At 68.8% G+C, this 16,013-nt stretch carries 11 protein-coding genes; 4 read left to right on the top strand and 7 right to left on the bottom strand.

Annotation, left to right across the window (positions count from 1 at the left end; translation table 11 throughout):
- The first annotated feature begins 3 nt into the window (after positions 1–3).
- Entirely contained in the window at positions 4–735 is a 732-nt protein-coding gene (locus tag E8A74_RS31925; RefSeq protein WP_136932897.1) for an N-acetylmuramoyl-L-alanine amidase, read from the top strand.
- A 3-nt stretch (positions 736–738) separates the two neighbouring features.
- Here the strand turns inward: E8A74_RS31925 and E8A74_RS31920 are convergent, their stop codons facing one another.
- Both E8A74_RS31920 and E8A74_RS31915 read right to left on the bottom strand, forming a co-directional pair.
- Positions 739–1,269, bottom strand: a complete 531-nt coding sequence (locus E8A74_RS31920) for a hypothetical protein (protein WP_136932896.1) — start codon at positions 1,267–1,269, stop codon at positions 739–741.
- Positions 1,270–1,273: 4 nt separating this feature from the next.
- Entirely contained in the window at positions 1,274–3,859 is a 2,586-nt protein-coding gene (locus tag E8A74_RS31915; RefSeq protein ID WP_136932895.1) for a DUF2169 family type VI secretion system accessory protein, read from the bottom strand.
- 165 nt (positions 3,860–4,024) lie between these two features.
- On the opposite strand from E8A74_RS31915, the gene E8A74_RS31910 reads away from it, so the two are divergent.
- Genes E8A74_RS31910 through E8A74_RS31900 form a run of 3 tightly spaced genes read left to right on the top strand, consistent with a single transcriptional unit; the run spans position 4,025 to position 7,646 of the window.
- On the top strand, positions 4,025–4,447 hold the full coding sequence (locus tag E8A74_RS31910) for a hypothetical protein (RefSeq protein ID WP_136932894.1): 423 nt from the start codon (positions 4,025–4,027) through the stop codon (positions 4,445–4,447).
- Positions 4,432–5,298, top strand: a complete 867-nt coding sequence (locus tag E8A74_RS31905) for a hypothetical protein (RefSeq protein ID WP_170229531.1) — start codon at positions 4,432–4,434, stop codon at positions 5,296–5,298. The genes E8A74_RS31910 and E8A74_RS31905 overlap by 16 nt, the downstream gene beginning before the upstream one ends.
- 14 nt (positions 5,299–5,312) lie before the next feature.
- Positions 5,313–7,646: an Eco57I restriction-modification methylase domain-containing protein gene (locus E8A74_RS31900; RefSeq protein ID WP_136932892.1), complete on the top strand. Its 2,334-nt coding sequence runs from the start codon at positions 5,313–5,315 to the stop codon at positions 7,644–7,646.
- A gap of 16 nt (positions 7,647–7,662) precedes the next feature.
- On the opposite strand, the gene E8A74_RS31895 is transcribed toward E8A74_RS31900, so the two are convergent.
- The 5 genes from E8A74_RS31895 to E8A74_RS31875 form a co-directional block, all read right to left on the bottom strand.
- Positions 7,663–8,835, bottom strand: a complete 1,173-nt coding sequence (locus tag E8A74_RS31895; RefSeq protein ID WP_136932891.1) for an SGNH/GDSL hydrolase family protein — start codon at positions 8,833–8,835, stop codon at positions 7,663–7,665.
- A 42-nt stretch (positions 8,836–8,877) separates the two neighbouring features.
- Positions 8,878–10,494, bottom strand: coding sequence for a sensor histidine kinase (locus tag E8A74_RS31890; RefSeq protein ID WP_136932890.1), 1,617 nt, complete (start codon positions 10,492–10,494; stop codon positions 8,878–8,880).
- A 175-nt stretch (positions 10,495–10,669) separates the two neighbouring features.
- Positions 10,670–12,478 carry a DUF3604 domain-containing protein gene (locus tag E8A74_RS31885; protein WP_170229530.1) on the bottom strand — a complete coding sequence of 603 codons (1,809 nt, stop codon included), beginning with the start codon at positions 12,476–12,478 and terminating at the stop codon, positions 10,670–10,672.
- A 154-nt stretch (positions 12,479–12,632) separates the two neighbouring features.
- Positions 12,633–13,169: a hypothetical protein gene (locus E8A74_RS31880; protein WP_136932888.1), complete on the bottom strand. Its 537-nt coding sequence runs from the start codon at positions 13,167–13,169 to the stop codon at positions 12,633–12,635.
- Positions 13,170–13,289: 120 nt separating this feature from the next.
- Positions 13,290–16,004: a MopE-related protein gene (locus E8A74_RS31875; RefSeq protein ID WP_136932887.1), complete on the bottom strand. Its 2,715-nt coding sequence runs from the start codon at positions 16,002–16,004 to the stop codon at positions 13,290–13,292.
- Positions 16,005–16,013 lie beyond the last annotated feature (9 nt).

Raw genomic sequence — 16,013 nt, 5'->3', positions numbered from 1 at the left:
GTCATGGCGACCGTAACCAGCGAGCAACAACAGGCGATCGCGGGGGCGCAGGCCGATGGCAATGCCGTCCAGAGCTGCGCCATCATCGTGGTGATCGACCCCGGCCATGGCGATCGCCTCAAGGCGAAGAACCCCGTCGACCCCGGCGCCGTCTCCGGCACGATCTACGAGAGCAACATCGCGCTCGACGTCGCCAAGAAGCTGAAATCGAAGCTCGAAGCGAAGACGGACTGCATCAAGGCGGTGTACCTGACGCGCGAGGGCGAGATCACCGACGTCCTGCCGAGGCTCAAATGGCGGGTCGCGATCGCCAAGGAGAAGAAGGCGAACATCTTCATCAGCCTTCACCTCGACGCGGCCGGCGCGACGGCCTCGGGCCAATCGGTCCTTTATCACCCGAGCTACGCCCATTCGAAGACGCTGGCATCGACGCTCTCGGGGCGCGCCAAGATCATCAAGACCCGCGGCGCCAAGTCCCGCGACAACCTCTACGTGATCAACCTGAAATATTTCGGCCCGGAGACCAAGGCCTCCGTGCTGATCGAGCTCGGGTTCATCACGAACGACGCCGACCGGAACGCGTGCATGACGCAAGGTGACGCCATCGCCCAGGAAATTGCCGACGGCGTGGCCGATTTCGCCCTGGCGAACAAGGCCATCTTCTCGGCCACGCCGGCGAAGGCGGCCCAGACGCCCGCCAATGTGCCGATTCCGAAGCCCCGGCCGAAACAATGACCGTCAAACCGCTCCGGCGCCGGGGTCACCCGCGCGCCGGAGCCGTTCCTCGCCCCGGCCCCAGGGGGACGTGAGCACGGACAGGGCCTCCGTGGGGCCAATGTCGAAATCGATGTCCCACACCTGCCCGGTGCTCGCCATGCGATACCGGGCGCGGCGCGCGTCGAGCACGGTCGCCGTACCCGGCGGCAGCGGAATCACCCGGCCGAGGCGGGGCCAGAGGGCCTCCTCGCCCTCGATCTGCACCGAGACGCCGTCGGGCTGAATCTGCATACGTCGTCGCCCGCGGTAGACGCGCATCCCGAAGCGGCGAATCTCCGCGAGGTGGTCGAAGCGATTCGCGTCGGACGTGGGCTGCATCCGGGTGACGAGCCGCGCCGGCCCGAAGAGCCGCTCCGTGATCGCCATCATCACCACCGCGAAGAGCGCGCTCGGCCGGAGCCGAGCGGCCCATAACGCCCGCCACGAGGTGATCCGCAGGTGGGCCGTGCCCTCCCATCGGGCGACGGCCTGGCGATAATAATCGCCCCCCATCAGCTCAGCTCTTGGCCCCGGCCGTCCCCCGCTCCGGCACCGTGACGGTCCCGACGGCGAGCGCCCGGATCGCCTCGCCCCGCGCCTCGTATTGGTCCTGCGCCGGATGCAGCTCGCCCACGATTCTCGCGCGGAACCTGCGGAACATCGGCAGCTTGCGCGCGACCGCGTCCGGCGCATACGCCACGATCGGCTGGCTGTCCGAATGCAGGCGCAGGAGCAGCCGCAGGTACGTCCCGCCGAGCACCTCGCGCTTCTGGTAATGACGTCCGCCGATGAGCGCCCGCTCGGCCTGCATATCGAGCGCGTCCGCGGGCAAACTCTTTTTCTCCCGGGTGAACGCCTCGCGGATCCGGTTCGACAATCCCTCCGGCACGACCGGCGCCCAGGACAAGCCCGAGCGCGCGATGAACTTGTCCGCGGCCTCCACAGCAGCCTTCAGCCCCTCGTCCGTGGGCCCGACGAGCGGCGCCGCCGCGGTCGAGAGCGCCTTCAGCGTCTCCATTTCGTCGAACGGCGTTTCGAGTTCGCCGCCGACGAGCACGATCGGCGTCGCGTACTTGCCATCCTCGCGAATGGCCTGGTCCATGAGCTCCACGAGGCTCCGGTCGTCCATTCGATCGGCGCGGGCGAGGATCTCGAAGATCTCGCGGCGATCTTCGATTTCCCACGCCTCCTTGCCGGCGAGCACGTCGTCGATCTCCTTGTCGGCGCCGCGCTGTTCGAGCTCGGAGAGCAGCCGCCTCCACGCCGGGACGCGCCGGATGCGCGGCACGAAGCTCGGCTCGAACCACACGAGGTGCAAGAGCTCGCGGACGATGACGGGCTTCTGCGCCTCCTCCTCCGCGACGACCGCGCGGATCTCCCGGCGTGGCGCGCTCCACGCGCGCACGCCCGCCGCTTCATTCGATGCGCCGAGCGCGCCGCCGTCCGACGCCGAATCCTTGGGCGTCTCCGCGACGGCCGCCGCGGCCGCAGCCGCCGCCGTGCCGAGCGTCTCGCGCACCGGCGCCACGCCGCCGGGCGCGCCGCCCGCCCACGGGCTCGCCCCGCGGCCGCCCTCGGACGATATCGTTCCCGGACGAACCGGCGCGGGGACGGGCGACGGGGGCGCCGCGGGAATCGCAGAGAGTTGCACGGGCGCCGGGAGGGGCACGGGCATGGGCACGGGCGCGGGCACCGGCGGCGGCGCGGCCACGACCGGCGCGGGCACGACGGGCGGGATGAACGCAGGCGTCGAGGGCTTGGGCGCAGGCGGCGGCACCGGCGGCGCGGGCTTGGACACGGGCGGCACGGGCGCGGGGGAGACAACGGTCCCCGGGAGCGGGGCGCGCGCCGCCGCGGGCAAGGGCGGGGGCTTCAGCGTCGGCGGCTGCGGCGATTGGAGCTGCTGCGTCCAGGGGAGCGGCGCCGACGTCGGCGGCTGGAGGACCGACGATTGGAATGGCAAATCGCCCGAAAGCGAGGGCTGCGGCTCGCGCGCCGCCGGTTGCAGGGACGAGGCCGCGAAGGGCAGCGCCGCGCGGCGCGCCGCCTCGGCCTCCATCTGCGAAATGATGTTCGTCTGGGTATGGTCGTCCTCGGCAAACCCCTTCGATTCCGAGGCGGCCATCGTCTGGACGATCTCGCCCCAGCTCAGGTCGTGCCCAGGCATCTCCATTCCCACGATCACGCGCCCCGGCTCGTCCGGCCGCGCGAGCGGGACCTGCACGCGCCAGGTGAGCGTGGCGATTCCGCGGTCCGTATCGATCCACAGGGCATCGGCGCGCACCTTCTGCCGTTGCGCAGGCCCGTTCCCTCGGTCCACGAAGATCGCGGGCCGCACGCCCGGCAGGTTCGTCACGAGCCGCGTATGCTCGGGGTGCAGGTTCTCGAGCACGATCCGCTCGTTGTCGCGCAGCGCCGTGAGGAGCTGATCCGAGGGCGATGCATTAAAAAACGCCTCGCTCGGCCCGTCGAGGCCCACGCCCGCGGGCGGCGGCGCGCGCCCCACGAGGTCCGCCCGCGAGGGCCAGCTCGTCGCGATGGGCGCGAAACACACGGGCGGCACGAAATCCTCGGCCGTGGAGACGTAGATGCCGAGGGGCTGCAGGTTCGGCAGGGCACGGCGGCCATAACCGTCCCGCACATCGGCGCGCACGCCGACGGGGTTGTTCGTGCCGGGCCCGCCGCCCGCGCGCTCCCACGTGAGGCGCATCCGCGTGAACCGCGTGCCCTCCTGGAGCGAGCCGTCGGGCAGGAACGAGCGGTCGCAGAACACCTCGATCGCCTTGTCGACCTCGCCGACGATGAGGCGCGCCACGAGGGATCGGACCGGCTGTTGTCCCGGGGCGTAGGCATACCCGACGAGCGTGACCTCGGGGCGCGGCTTGACCGGCACGAGATCACTCGCGGCACGCAAGCTCCGGTTCGGATCGTCGTCCCAGTGATCGTCGGCCTCATTGAGGGCTTCTTGCTCGTTCGAGAGCACGGCCTCGCCTGGCTGGAGCCAATACGTGGCCTTGCAAACGACCGTGAGGACGAAGCCCCCCGCGCGCTTCTGCCACACGATGGACCCCGTGCGCAGGGGACCGACCGAGAGGATTTGCATCGTGCCGAAGCCTATCTCAACAGGCGCGGGATCGAGGGGAAAAATGGACCCGCGTCCCGCGGAGCGGCGACGTGGTTTACGCAGCGGTGCGTCATCCGCTACCCGTTGACGCGCCCGGCGCGGGTCGATACGCCTCGAAGCATGCACAAACCAATCTCGGGTACGATGACAGGAAGGTTTCTGCTCCTCGGCCTCGGTCTTGGCCTCGGGCTCGTCGCGAGCCGGAGCGCGTCCGGGGAACCCGTGGAGGAGGATGGTGTGCCGGCCGGCATGGTGGCCCACGTCGAAGGGGGCGTTTGTCCGCCCGGATGGGCGCCCGCGCCGAACGTCGAGGGGCGGCTCGTCGTGGCGGTCGCCGAGGGCAAGGACGTCGGCGTGCAGGTGGGCGGGCCGCTCTCCGACCGCGAGGATCGCACGCACACCCACGACTATGCGGGCGAGATCGCCCTGCCCTCGAAGTCGATCGCGGCCGCCGACGGGAGCAACCAGGCGGGCGCGCAGGCGCAGACGTACGCCATTGCGGGGACGACGAACCCCGGTGTCTCGGGCCTTCCTTTCGTGCAGGTGATGGCATGCGTCAAGCAATGAAAAGCGCGGCCGCGATCACGGCCATCGCCCTCGTCACGGCATGCGCGACCGGATCCGTGTCCACGACCGGCGACTCGCAAGGCGCCGGCGGGGAGGGAAATGGCGGGAGCGGAGGGAGCGGCGGCGTGGGCGGCGGCCCCGGGGCGCGCGGCGACGCAATGCCCACGAACACGATCGGGTTTTTCCAGGTCCCTGCCTGCCCGAGCGGATGGGAGCCGTACAAGGCCGCGGCCGGACGCACGGTGCTCCCGACGATCGCCGACGCGGCGGGCGGAACGACCGTGGGCGAGCCGCTCCTGAGCGGCGAAGAGCGGCCCCACACGCACGGGGTGAAAGCGACGTTCGACCTCGTCCCCATCACGTATGCAGGCGTCTCCGGCGGCGGCAACAACGGCGTCTCTGCGGCGGGAACGCTCGAATTCGGCACGACCTCGGAGAAATCCACCACGGGATTGCCGTACGTCCAGCTCCTCGCGTGCAAGAAGCTCGCGGCGCCGGAGGCCGGGGTCAAACCATTGCCGAAGGGCATGCAGATCTTTTACGACGGCCCGAAATGCCCCGCGGGCTTTCAGCAGGCCGCCGCAACGCAAGGCCGGCTCGTCGTGGGCCTGCCGAAGGACGCGCCCCCGGATCTCTCGTTCGGCGGCGAACCCCTTTCGAGCGCGGCCTCGCGCACGCATACGCACGGAGGCGAGGTCTCGCTCGCCACGACCTCCCACGGAATCGGGCTCGTGAGCAACGGCGCCGCGACCGGGTATGCACGGAACGACACGTACACGGCCCAAGCGGAGACGGACGCGAGCGAGGCGGCGCTCCCCTGGATCGAGCTCATCCATTGCGAAAAACAGTGACGGAGAGCGCGAACGTGGCCCGAGGCGCGGGCGTCTTGCGAGAGCAGGCGACGCTCTGCCTGCGCGAGCTCACGGCCGGGTTTCCGGGGGCGGATCCAGCGGGGCTCGTGAGCGTGGTCCTGCGCCTCGTCGTCGTTCTTTTTGCTTCGTCGCGCGGGCTCTTTCCGGGCGATGAGCTCGGCGCCTTGCACGCCGAGCTCGCCGCGGTCGAACGCGCCTCGCTCGCCGATCGTCACGACGCATGGCCGCGCGTGAGGGCCCTGTTTCGCCGTCTGCATGAAGGCGCCCTCGGGCAAACGCCTCCTCCGGGCCCCGCCCGGCGCGGCGCGCTCTTCGACGCGGACGCCTTTCCATTCCTCGAAGGGCGGCTCTCCGACGCCGTCGTCCTGCGGATCCTCGACAAACTCCTCCTCGTGTCGGGCGAGCGCCTCGGATACGCCGACCTCGACGTCGAGCACATCGGCACTGTGTACGAGACGCTGATGGGGTTCTCCGAGGAGCGGCGCCGCACGGGCGCCCATTATACCTCGCCGCTGCTCACGCGAATCATGGTCGAGCGTACGCTCGCCCCGCTCGTGCGCCCGGACGCGCGTCCCGAGGAGATCCTCCGCCTCTCCGTCTGCGACCCCGCCATGGGCGCGGGCGCATTTCTCGTGCAGGTCTGTCGATGGCTCGCCGAGCGCCTCGTCGCCGCCTGGGAGCGTGACGGGATACCCGCGGATTTGCCGCCCGGCGAGGGTCCGCAATCCCACGCGCGCCGGCTCGTCGCCGCGAATTGCCTTTACGGCGTGGATCGCAATCCGATCGCCGTGGACCTCGCCCGGGTGTCGCTCTGGCTGCTCACGGCGCCAAAGACGCATCCCTTTTCGTTTCTCGAAGCGAGCCTGCGCCATGGGGATTCGCTCGTGGGGCTCGGGCGCGAATCGATGGAAGCCATCTCCCCAGCGAAGGTCCACGAGCGCCTGGCCGAGGCAGAGACGCTGCGGCGACGTTTTTTCGAGACGGCCGATCCGGATCTCCTCGCCGAGGCCAACCGCGCGCTCGCGCCGCTGCGCACCGTGGGCCATGCCCTTCTCGCCGCGCTCTTTGCCTCGGACGATAAAAAAGCCCAGAAAGAACGCCTGGCGGCCCTGCCGGATCTGGCCGCGCGTCATCTCGCCGGCGAGGGCGGGACGGAGTTCGAGGCCGAGGCCACGGCGTTCGCGGCCTCGCGTTCTCCGTTCCACTGGGACATCGAGCTCCCGGAGGTCTTCGGCCGCGGCGGGTTCGACGCATGCGTGGGAAACCCGCCCTGGGTCTCGTACGCCGGCCGCGCCGCGCAGCCGCTCGCCAACGAGCTGCGTGAATTTTATCGACGCACGAACCCGGCCTTCGCCGGATATCGCAATTTGCAGGGTCTTTTCGTCCACCAGTGCGCCCGCATGCTTCGACCGGGAGGTCGTCTCGGGCTCGTTTTGCCGACGTCGATGTCGGATCTCGGCGGGTATGAGCCCTCGCGCCGCGCGCACGACGCGCTCTGCGTGTGCGACGACGATCTGCCCGATTTCGGGGACGCATTCGAGGGCGTCTTCCAACCGAGCATGGGCCTGCTCTCCACACGCCGGAAGGAAAAAGCCTCGCTCGACACGGCGCTCGCCTGGCCGCTCGCGCGCACGGACCTCGACGCCGAAACGGCGGCCCTGCTCGATACCCTCTCGGCCCTGCCGAAGCTGCCCCCGCACCTCTTCGGCGAGCGCGGGTTTCAGAGCAACGGCGACGACGTCCGGCACCTCCACGAGCGCGAGGCGCCCGAGGGGCGTCTCCAGGTCGGCCTGCGTGTGGGCGGGGACATCGAGCCGTTTTCCCGGCGTCCTCCGCGCCTCTATTGTGATCCCGCCGATTTCACGGGTCGCTTCCGCAAGGACGCCGAATGGCTCACCGTGCGCCTGCTCATTCGCCAGACGGCCCGTTTTCCCATGGTCGCCTTGTCCGACGGCCTCGCCTTCCGGAACTCGATCCTCGCGGGGTTCGCCGACGAGCGGTGGAGCGCGGTGTTTCTCCTCGGATGGCTCAACGCGAGCCCCATTCGCTGGTACCATTACATGCGGCACCGCGACGCCCGGCAGGGCATGCCCCAGGTGAAGATCACCCACCTGCGCGCGCTCCCCGCGCCGGCCGACCTCGGGCTCGTCCCCGAGATCGAGGCGCTCGCCGAGAGTTTCGGCGCCCGCAATCAGGGCATCAGCCGGGCCGAGCAGGACACGCTCGACGATCTCGTCGCCCGCGCGCTCGGCCTCTCGCCCATGGAACGAGGACCGATCGAGCGATGGGCACGGACCGTGGCCCCGGACCGCGCCCCCTCGCCGTGACGCCCGTGCGCGCGCCTCACCAGCCCTTGGCCGATTGAATCGCGGCCACGAGCTTGTCCGCCATCTTCTGGTGCGTGGCGACGCTCGGGTGGTAATCACAGCCGATCCCGTCCACCGCCGCGTTTTGCTCGCCGAGGTCCACGAACCCCACGTTCGTGTCGCCCTTCGCCTTGCGGGCGTCGAGCGTCGTGTTGATGTGCTGCTTGACCTTCGTCAAATGCATCGCGCCGGAGGGATACGAGTCCGAGAGCATGGAGCCGACGGCGCAGAGCAGGTACGCGTTCGGGTAATGCCCGCGCAGCTTGTCCAGGAACCCGGAGAGCGCGTCGATGTATTGTTGCCCGGGGTCATCCTTGGCAAAATCGTTCGTCCCGAGGTTCACGACGACGACGTCCGGGATGTAGGAAAAATCCCAGGTCGAGGCCGGATCGTCGGCGAGGGTGCGCTCGAAGCGGATGGGCATCTGGTTCTGCGTCGCGCCGCTGTAATCGCGGTACACGCCGATCCCCGAGTACGAGATCCCCATGTGCGCGGCCCCGAGCTTGCGCGCCGCGAGGGCGCCGTACGCCGAATACTCGTCCTCGGTCTCGGGCGAGAACGGGCAGAGCGGGCCCGCGCCGGTGTTGCCGTAGCCGCAGGTGATCGAATCACCGACGAGCTCGATCTTGCGGCTCCACGGCTCGGGCGTGGGGACGAGCGCGCCGCCGGGCGCAGGCACGAATCCCTTGAACTGCACGACGCCCACGTACGACTCGGTGCGTTTTTCGAGCAAGACCGTGTGCTCGCCGGCGGGCAGGTTCGCCGCGAGCGTGTACGTGTCCTTGGCGCTGCTCGTCGCGAGGTCGGTGGGCGGTCCGTCGTCGATCACGACGGCAAAATGGTTGTTGCCGGCGTCCGCGAGGCGCACGTCGAGGCCCGTGCCCGAGAAACGCGCGACGATCGTGCTGCCGGGCCAGGCGAAGCGCGGATCCGCCTCGTTCGTGAATCGACCGATGAAATGCACCTCCGCCGTCGGACCGCCGCCGCCCGCGCCGCTCGACGACGAGGAGCCCGTGGAGGACGACATCCCGCTCGACGACGCGGAGCCGCCGCTCCCCGAGCCCTGCGTCCCTCCCCCGCCCAAAGACGGGCTGCACGCGAGGGCGAAGAGAGCGAGGGAGGCAAAGGAGGCAAGCGCGAACGTCTGCATGCGCCCGAGGATCGCTCCCCGGCGCGCCGCTGGCAACAGCGATCACGTCCCCTGCGATATCGAGAGCGGGCCTTGCAATTCGTCGAGCGTCCTCCGCCACCGCGGCAATTCCACCTGGAACGTGGAGCCCTTGCCCGGCGCGCTCTCCACCCGCACGGTCCCGCCGTGTGTCTCCACGATCTGCCGCACGATCCACAACCCGAGGCCGAGGCCACCAAAGGATTGGTTCGTGACGGCGCGCTCGAATCGCTCGAAGATCTTGCCCTGATCCTCCGGTGCAATGCCGACGCCGTGGTCGCGGACCGTGAGGCGCGCCGTGCCCTCGTCCGCTTCGAGCCCGATCTCGATCGGCTTGCCGCGGCCGTACTTGATCGCATTGCCGAGGAGGTTCGTGACCACCTGTTCGAGCCGCAGCCGATCCCACGCGCCGAGGATCGGCTTGTCATGAGGAAACGAGAGCTGGCACCCGGCGTCCTCGATCTCGCGACCGAAGCGCGTGACGACGTCGTGCACCAGCGCGCAGAGGTCGACCTCGTCGAGGCACAAATCGAGCTTGCCCGCCGTGATCCGCGAGACGTCGAGCAGGCAATCGATGAGCGCCGCGAGCCGCCCGACCTGCCGATAGGCGACCTCGAGCGCCGGCGCCAGGCGCTCCTGGTGGGCCCCGGCGCGCGCATCCCGCACGAGGCGTTCGAGCTGCAACTTGAGGGGCGTGAGCGGCGTGCGCAGCTCGTGCGAGGCGACGGCCAGAAAGTCGTCGCGCGCCGAGATCGCCTCCAGCGCCTCGTGAAAGAGATTCGCGTTGTCCGTGGCCTGCGCCTCCATCCGCTGCGCCTGCTCCCGGATCCGATTCTCGGCGTGCTTGAGGGGCGTCACGTCGACGTCCATGCAGACGAACTCGCAAGCGCCCGTGATCGTCGGGATCGAAAAGATCGTCGAGTACACCCAGACCTGGCTGCCGTCCTTGCGATAACACGACCATTCCTTGGGGCCGTTCGGTATGCCCGTGCGCGCCATCTCTTCGAGCGTCTCCACGAACTTCGCCGTCGAGGGTGTGTCGAGCATCATGCCGTCGAGCGTCTTGCCGACGACCTCGTCCTCGGACCAGCCGAAGAGGCGCTCGGCGGCCCGGTTCCAGTAGAGCACGCGGCCCTGCAAATCGTATCCCTCGATCGCAATGTTCGGCGTATTGGAGACGATCGCGCGCATACGCGCCTCCGCGTGACCGAGCGCCGCCTTCGCGACCTTCGCCAGCGTCACGTCCCGAAAGACCACCACGCCGCCGCGGACCCGACCCTGCTCGCCCAGGATCGGCCGCGCGGAGGCGAGGACATGGATCCCCTGCGGCGCGCGCGGGTTCTTCACGTAGAGCTCGACGTCCTCCACGCGCTCGCCTTGAAGAGCCCGCCAGAGCGGAATGGATTCGGTTGGGCAAGGCGTTCGTTCATCTGGAAAGAAAACACCAAACGCTTCGGTCCACGCCTCGGGGGAGGCGTCGACAGGGACCCCGACGAGGCGCGCCGCGGTCCGGTTCCACGACACGAATTTGCCGGTCTGGTCCACCACGACGATCGCGTCGTCCAGCACGTCGAGGGCGCCGCGGAGGAGGGCCGACTCCGCTTGCATTTCACGAACGCCAGAGAAGACGTATTCCGTCATGGGCTCCTCGCGCTGCCCGTCGCCCCTCGTTTTGCCTCATGTCCGCATCCTCTTTTTCTTCTCGATGCAGCTCGGGCGCGTACGACCCCGGAAAGGAAGTAGTCACGACGGCAATGGATGTCGAGGGCCGACGTGCCCGTCTCCCGGGAGCGCCTGGAAGCCGCCGGGCGACCTCTCATGGCCCGTACCAGATGGGCGAGCTCCACGCGCGGTGCTGCACGGTCATCGGGACGGACACGTCCGTGCACGCCGCCGGCGCCGAGGCCGGATCGAGCGCGTTGCATTCGTACGTGCTGTAGCGGCAGCTCGGCACCTCGATGGCGCGGGCATAATAGAAGGCTCGCTCGTTCGGAACGAAATCGGGGTCCGTCCAGACGGCGCAGAGCTCCTCCGCGCCCTCGGCCAGCACGTCGCAGGTCGCCGTATCGACAGCGGGCTCCGGGGCGGGCGTGCCCGCGACGTCATAGACTTTTTCGTATACCTTTCCCTCGCGCACGTAGCCTTTGATGATCTGAAGCCGTTCGAGCGGCCTGCCTGGCCAGCTCGCCGTGCCGGGGTCGGCTGTCGCCTGTACGAAAAACGTCGGCTCCGCTCCCGACGACGTTCCGAGCATTCCGCCCATGGGGACGCCGGCCGCGTAGGCCTCTTCGAGCCGCTCGGGGCGCCCGCAGAGGCCCGCGTCGTACCCGAAGCCGCCGAAGAAGCGGATCGGAATGCGGGCGCCGCTCGTGGCGAAGGTCTCGCGGCGGCGGATCGCCTCGAAGATCGACTCCCGCGAATTCTCCTCGGCCCAGACCCCGGCGAGCCCGCCTGGATTGTTGATGACGCCGTCGTGCGTCTCCGTGCCGGCGCCGAGGCGCTTCTCCGGCGTGTCGTCGACGAGCCCGACGTGCCCGGGAAAGCCCACGCTGGACGTGTTGCCCGGCGTGCCGTTGTGGGTGTCGGTCGAGCCGATGAGGCCAAACAGAAAGGGGTTCGTCCCGAGCCGCTCGGCTTCGAGGAGGCCGGTTTTCAGGACATACCGCAGGAAATCGTGCCGATGCGTGCAGCCCCAGAGGCGCATGCCCCCGGAGCCGGGCTTGTCGCCGCATTGTTCGTCGTCGTCCGGCCGGAGCTCCTCGAAGTCGCAGAGCGGATCGACGTCCGCCTCGACGTCGAGGAACCCATTGCGGCACTCGCTCGATCCTTTGTGCTGAAAGATCTCGGCGACGGGCTCCATCTCCGCCCGGAGCGCGGCGCGCGCGGCTTCTTCCTCGATCGTCGCGCCGCCGGGGTAGGTGGGGTCGAAGAGCCGGCCGTTCGAGAGGTTCGAGTTGTGCGGGAGGACGAGCACGTCGCAGCCATTCTCGGCGGACTTGCACCCGTCGCGCAGGAGCGTCCAGAGGTCGAGTGGTGTCGGGGCCTCGAAATAGGTGACGGGCAGCTCGGGCACGATGTCGTTCACGAAGATCACGTTCCGGTGCAGGTTCGAGATCCCGAACGTGTTCGTGTATTCGTACCCGACGAACGTGGTGAGCGAGCAGGACGCGCTGCGATCGTAGGCTGCCTCGGCCGCGTCCTGCATGGCTTGCCAGCGCTCGCGCGCCGCGGCCTCGCAGTCCTTGCCTTCGCCGCAGAGCTCCGCGACGCGCATCGGGTTCGCCTGGGAGAGGCGCACGGCGAAGGTGGAGGCGCCCTGCCCGACCTCCTCGCGATACGTCTGGCACGTGAACGTGTCGTACTTGGGCGAGGTGGGCGTCGTGCAATGGTACATCTCGCCGAGGAACTCGCCGTGGTCGGTGACGGCCACGAAATCGAGCGGCCTGTCGATCCGCGCCTCGCGGGTCCCCTTCCCCGCCGCGTCGAGCGGCGGCAGGTGGATCGGCTCGCCACGCGCGAAGCGATACGCGTCGGCCGGCGTGACCACGGTGTCGTAGGAGCGGGCGTCGAAAGAAAACGCCGTGTGGACGTGGAGGTCGCCGTAGAGCGGGACCCGCGTGGGCACGCGCGTTGCGCAGGCGGCGCGTGGTCGCGGCACACGCGGGGGCGCCGTAGGCGTAGGCGCCTCCGCGCAACCGTCGAAGAGGAGGAGAAGTGATAAAGCGAGCCCGACGATCCTCACGAGATCATGAAAAACGGACCCGGCCCCGTCGTCAAGCTCAGCAACCGGGTACGGTGACGTCGACGTCGAGCACCGCCGCGGCCGAGACCATGGTCTCCTGCGGGGGGCGCTTGCCCTTCGTCGTCGTCGTGAGCTTCATCGAGGGGGCGACGACGTAAGGCTTCAGCTCGGCGCCCGACACGACGAAATCGAGCGAGGTCTTCCCCTTCGGCACGGGATCGAGCTCGGCCACGAGCACCTTCGGTTGTCCCTCGGTCTCGGCGAAAAAGGCGATCGATTCGATGAAATCGAAATTCGCCCCGGTCGGCCCGTCGATGACGAGCGAGAGGGAGATCATGCGCACGGAGTCGACGTCTTCCTTCGTGACGCCCTGGTTGTCGAGCTCCTGCGTCAGGTTGATGCTCTGGAAATCGTCGAAGGCGAGGACGCCGAGCAGCTCTTCGAGGATCGTGCCGGGGGGGATCGTCGCCTTGGCGCCGACGTCCACTTCGAAATTGTCGAGGTTGTCGCAGCTCGTGACGGCGGCTGCCGCGATCGCGAGGACGAGGTTCTGGAGCGCGACACGGCGGTCCATGCGCACTCCCGGGAGCGGCTTGTGCATGCCTCATTGAGCCCCGATCCGCGGCGCATCGCAAGAGGCCGCGCGCACGAACCCGCCGTTTTCACGCCGAGGAGGAGCGTCTTCCAGACCCCCTCAATTCATGTACGCCCCGCGATCCCATACCCCCGCCTGGGGCCGTCCCGCTTGCAGGATGTCCGTCGTGACCGTGCCGTACGTGGCCTGGTTGTAGACGTTTTTCCCGGTACCGTCGCCCTGGCCGTTCGTCTTCAGGCGCAAATCGCCGGCCATCGCATTGATGAAGACGGTCGCCGCGGTGGACGTGTTCGTCGTGTCGTTGTTGGACGTGAACACGGGGGCGGGCGCGCTGAAGAGGTTGTTGTTGAACCCGAAGACGAGGTTGTTCTCCGCCGAGTCGAGCGAGACACCCGCGCCCGAGCCGAGGTTCACCGCCGTGCTGCCGCCCGTGATGCTGAACAGGATGTTGTTCGTCAGCCGCCAGCGCATCTTGCCGCTCGACGCCGCGGTGCCCCAGATGCCGTACGTGCGGGCGAGCATCGTGTTGTTCGTGAAGATCAGGTTGAAATCGACGCCGCCGTTGCTGCCCAGGAAATTGACGAGGTACGCATTGTTGCTCGCCGCTTCGATCACGTTGTTCCGCGCGACCAAGGAGGCGACGCTGGCCGCGTTCGGCCCGGAGCCGTTGATGGCATAGGTCACGGCGCCGCTGCTCTTGCCCTCGACGCAGACGCGGTTCGAATCGAGGATCGTCGCGCCGCGCTGATTGCCGAACTGGATGGCCGTGTGCGTCGTCGAGGTGGTGGAGCGGGTGTACACGTCATTGCCGAACAACGTCGCCGTGCTGCCCGTGCAGGCCGTCGCGCCGAGCGCCGCCGAGGTCGCGGCGCCGCCGCTGAACAGCGTCTCCACGTAGTTGCGCACGAACGTGCCGGCGCGGAGGTTGTGCTGCGTGAGCGAGGTCGTGGGCGCCGCGAGCATCCGGAAGCCGCCCCAGACCGCCTTGTTGTGGTCGAGCGTGAGCTGCCCGTAAAACACGGTGGGGTACGTGTCCGGATTCCAGTTCGCGAACGAAGAGCTGAATCCGCCCTTGATCGTGAGTTCCTTGGCCACGATGACCGAGGTCGACGCATACCCGCCCTGCGCGACGAGGATCGTGCTGCCTCCGGGGGCCATCGCCACGGCCTTGCAGAGCGTCGCCCAGGCCTTCGCGGGGCTCTTGCCGTCGTTGTTGTCGCTGCCGCCCGCGGCATTGACGTAATACTTGACGGCCGTCTCCGCGATCGCGATCGCGATCGTGGAGGCCGGGGGGAAGATTTGCTCGCAGTTCGTCGTGAGCGGGTTTTGCGAGGGGATCGCGAAGCTCGTGCAGCTCCCCGAGGCGATCGTCGACGCGCCGCAGGCGCCGCAGGCGAGGCTCTCGTCCGCGTCGCCGTCGCAATCGTTGTCGAGGCCGTCGCAGATCTCGGCCGACGCCTGCACGTTCTGCACGCAGGTGACGATGCCGCCCACGCACGTATCGGTCCCCGCGGCGCACACGCCCTTGTTGAAGGAGAGCGTGCAAGCCGCGCCGCCGTTCGGGTTGCCCTCGTCGATCGTCCCGTCGCAGTCGTTGTCCTTGCCGTCGCAATACTCCATCTCGGGCAGCATCGAAGGCTTGCACTGGAGCGCGCCCATCATGCAGAGCGTCTTGCCCGGCGAGCACTCGCCCGGCATGCCCGTCGTGCACGGCTTGTCGGCGTCGACGCCGTGCGTGTCGATCTCGCCGTCGCAATCGTTGTCCTTGCCGTCGCAAATCTCGTCCATCGGGGCCGGCGCGGCGCAGATCAAGGAGCCCATGAAGCATTTCGTCGAGCCGAACGCGCACTCGCCGAGCTGGTTCGTCGGGCAGGCGATGCCGCCGCCGGGGTTCTCCTCGTCCGTCATGCCGTCGCAATCGTCGTCTGCGCCGTTGCAGGTCTCCATCGTGGGCTTCGCGTCGGGTATGCAGTTGAGCGCGCCGCCGTCACAATGGTATGTCCCTACGGCGCATTGACCGGGAATGCCCGACGGGCACACCCCACCGCCGCCCGGATCGCCGTTGTCGATGACGCCGTTGCAATCGTCGTCCTGGCCATTGCAGATCTCGTCGACGGGGTCCTTCGGCGTGCATTCGGGCGGATCCCCGCCGGCAGGGTTGCAGGTGGATACGCTCACCTGGCAGGCGCCCTCGCCGCACGTGATCTCCGGGAAGCCGTCGTCGACGACGTTGTCGCAATCGTCGTCGATCGCGTTGCACGTCTCGATCGAGGGGAGCGTGTCGCCCTCGCAGGGCCCCCACGTGTTCTCCGCGATGCACGTCTGCGAGCCGTCCTTGCACGCGCCGATGTTCCGCGTGTCCATCGAGCCGGTATAACAGGCCTGCGTCTCGCCGACCGTGCAGGGGCAGCCCTCGTCGACCTGGCCATTGCAGTTGTCGTCGATGCCGTCGTTGTCGTCGTCGCAGAGCTCGTCCTGCGAGGGCGAACCGGGCACACAAGGCACGGGCATGCCGTCCACGCACGCCTCCACGCTCACGAAGCAGACGCCGAAGCCGCAGGTCGCGAGCGGGAGGTCGTCGATCGTGCCATTGCAATCGTCGTCGATCCCATCGCAGGCCTTCTCCACGGCCGTGCACTCCGCCCCGCCGCTGCCGCCCTGGCCTCCGGCGCCGCCCTGGCCACCACCCGCGCCCGTCCCGCCGGGACCCGTCTGCACGAGCACCGGGTCGTCGATGCCGAGGGCTGCATTGCACCCGGCAGCCCACGCCCCAACGCCCACGAGCACGAGCCCAAGCACCAATGCACGCCGCATGACCGAGTT

This window comes from Polyangium fumosum (genome assembly GCF_005144585.1).
GTDB lineage: Bacteria > Myxococcota_A > Polyangia > Polyangiales > Polyangiaceae > Polyangium > Polyangium fumosum.
The sequence above is the reverse complement of the archived record's forward strand: the minus strand, read 5'-3'. Positions and strand labels throughout refer to the sequence as shown.

Bases quoted from the DNA above. Each gene is read 5' to 3' on its own strand.
- E8A74_RS31910 (WP_136932894.1), top strand. From the start codon at position 4,025: ATGACAGGAAGGTTTCTGCTCCTCGGCCTCGGTCTTGGCCTCGGGCTC.
- E8A74_RS31905 (WP_170229531.1), top strand. From the start codon at position 4,432: ATGCGTCAAGCAATGAAAAGCGCGGCCGCGATCACGGCCATCGCCCTC.
- E8A74_RS31920 (WP_136932896.1), bottom strand. From the start codon at position 1,269: ATGGGGGGCGATTATTATCGCCAGGCCGTCGCCCGATGGGAGGGCACG.
- E8A74_RS31875 (WP_136932887.1), bottom strand. From the start codon at position 16,004: ATGCGGCGTGCATTGGTGCTTGGGCTCGTGCTCGTGGGCGTTGGGGCG.
- E8A74_RS31915 (WP_136932895.1), bottom strand. From the start codon at position 3,859: ATGCAAATCCTCTCGGTCGGTCCCCTGCGCACGGGGTCCATCGTGTGG.
- E8A74_RS31895 (WP_136932891.1), bottom strand. From the start codon at position 8,835: ATGCAGACGTTCGCGCTTGCCTCCTTTGCCTCCCTCGCTCTCTTCGCC.
- E8A74_RS31890 (WP_136932890.1), bottom strand. From the start codon at position 10,494: ATGACGGAATACGTCTTCTCTGGCGTTCGTGAAATGCAAGCGGAGTCG.
- E8A74_RS31880 (WP_136932888.1), bottom strand. From the start codon at position 13,169: ATGGACCGCCGTGTCGCGCTCCAGAACCTCGTCCTCGCGATCGCGGCA.
- E8A74_RS31925 (WP_136932897.1), top strand. From the start codon at position 4: ATGGCGACCGTAACCAGCGAGCAACAACAGGCGATCGCGGGGGCGCAG.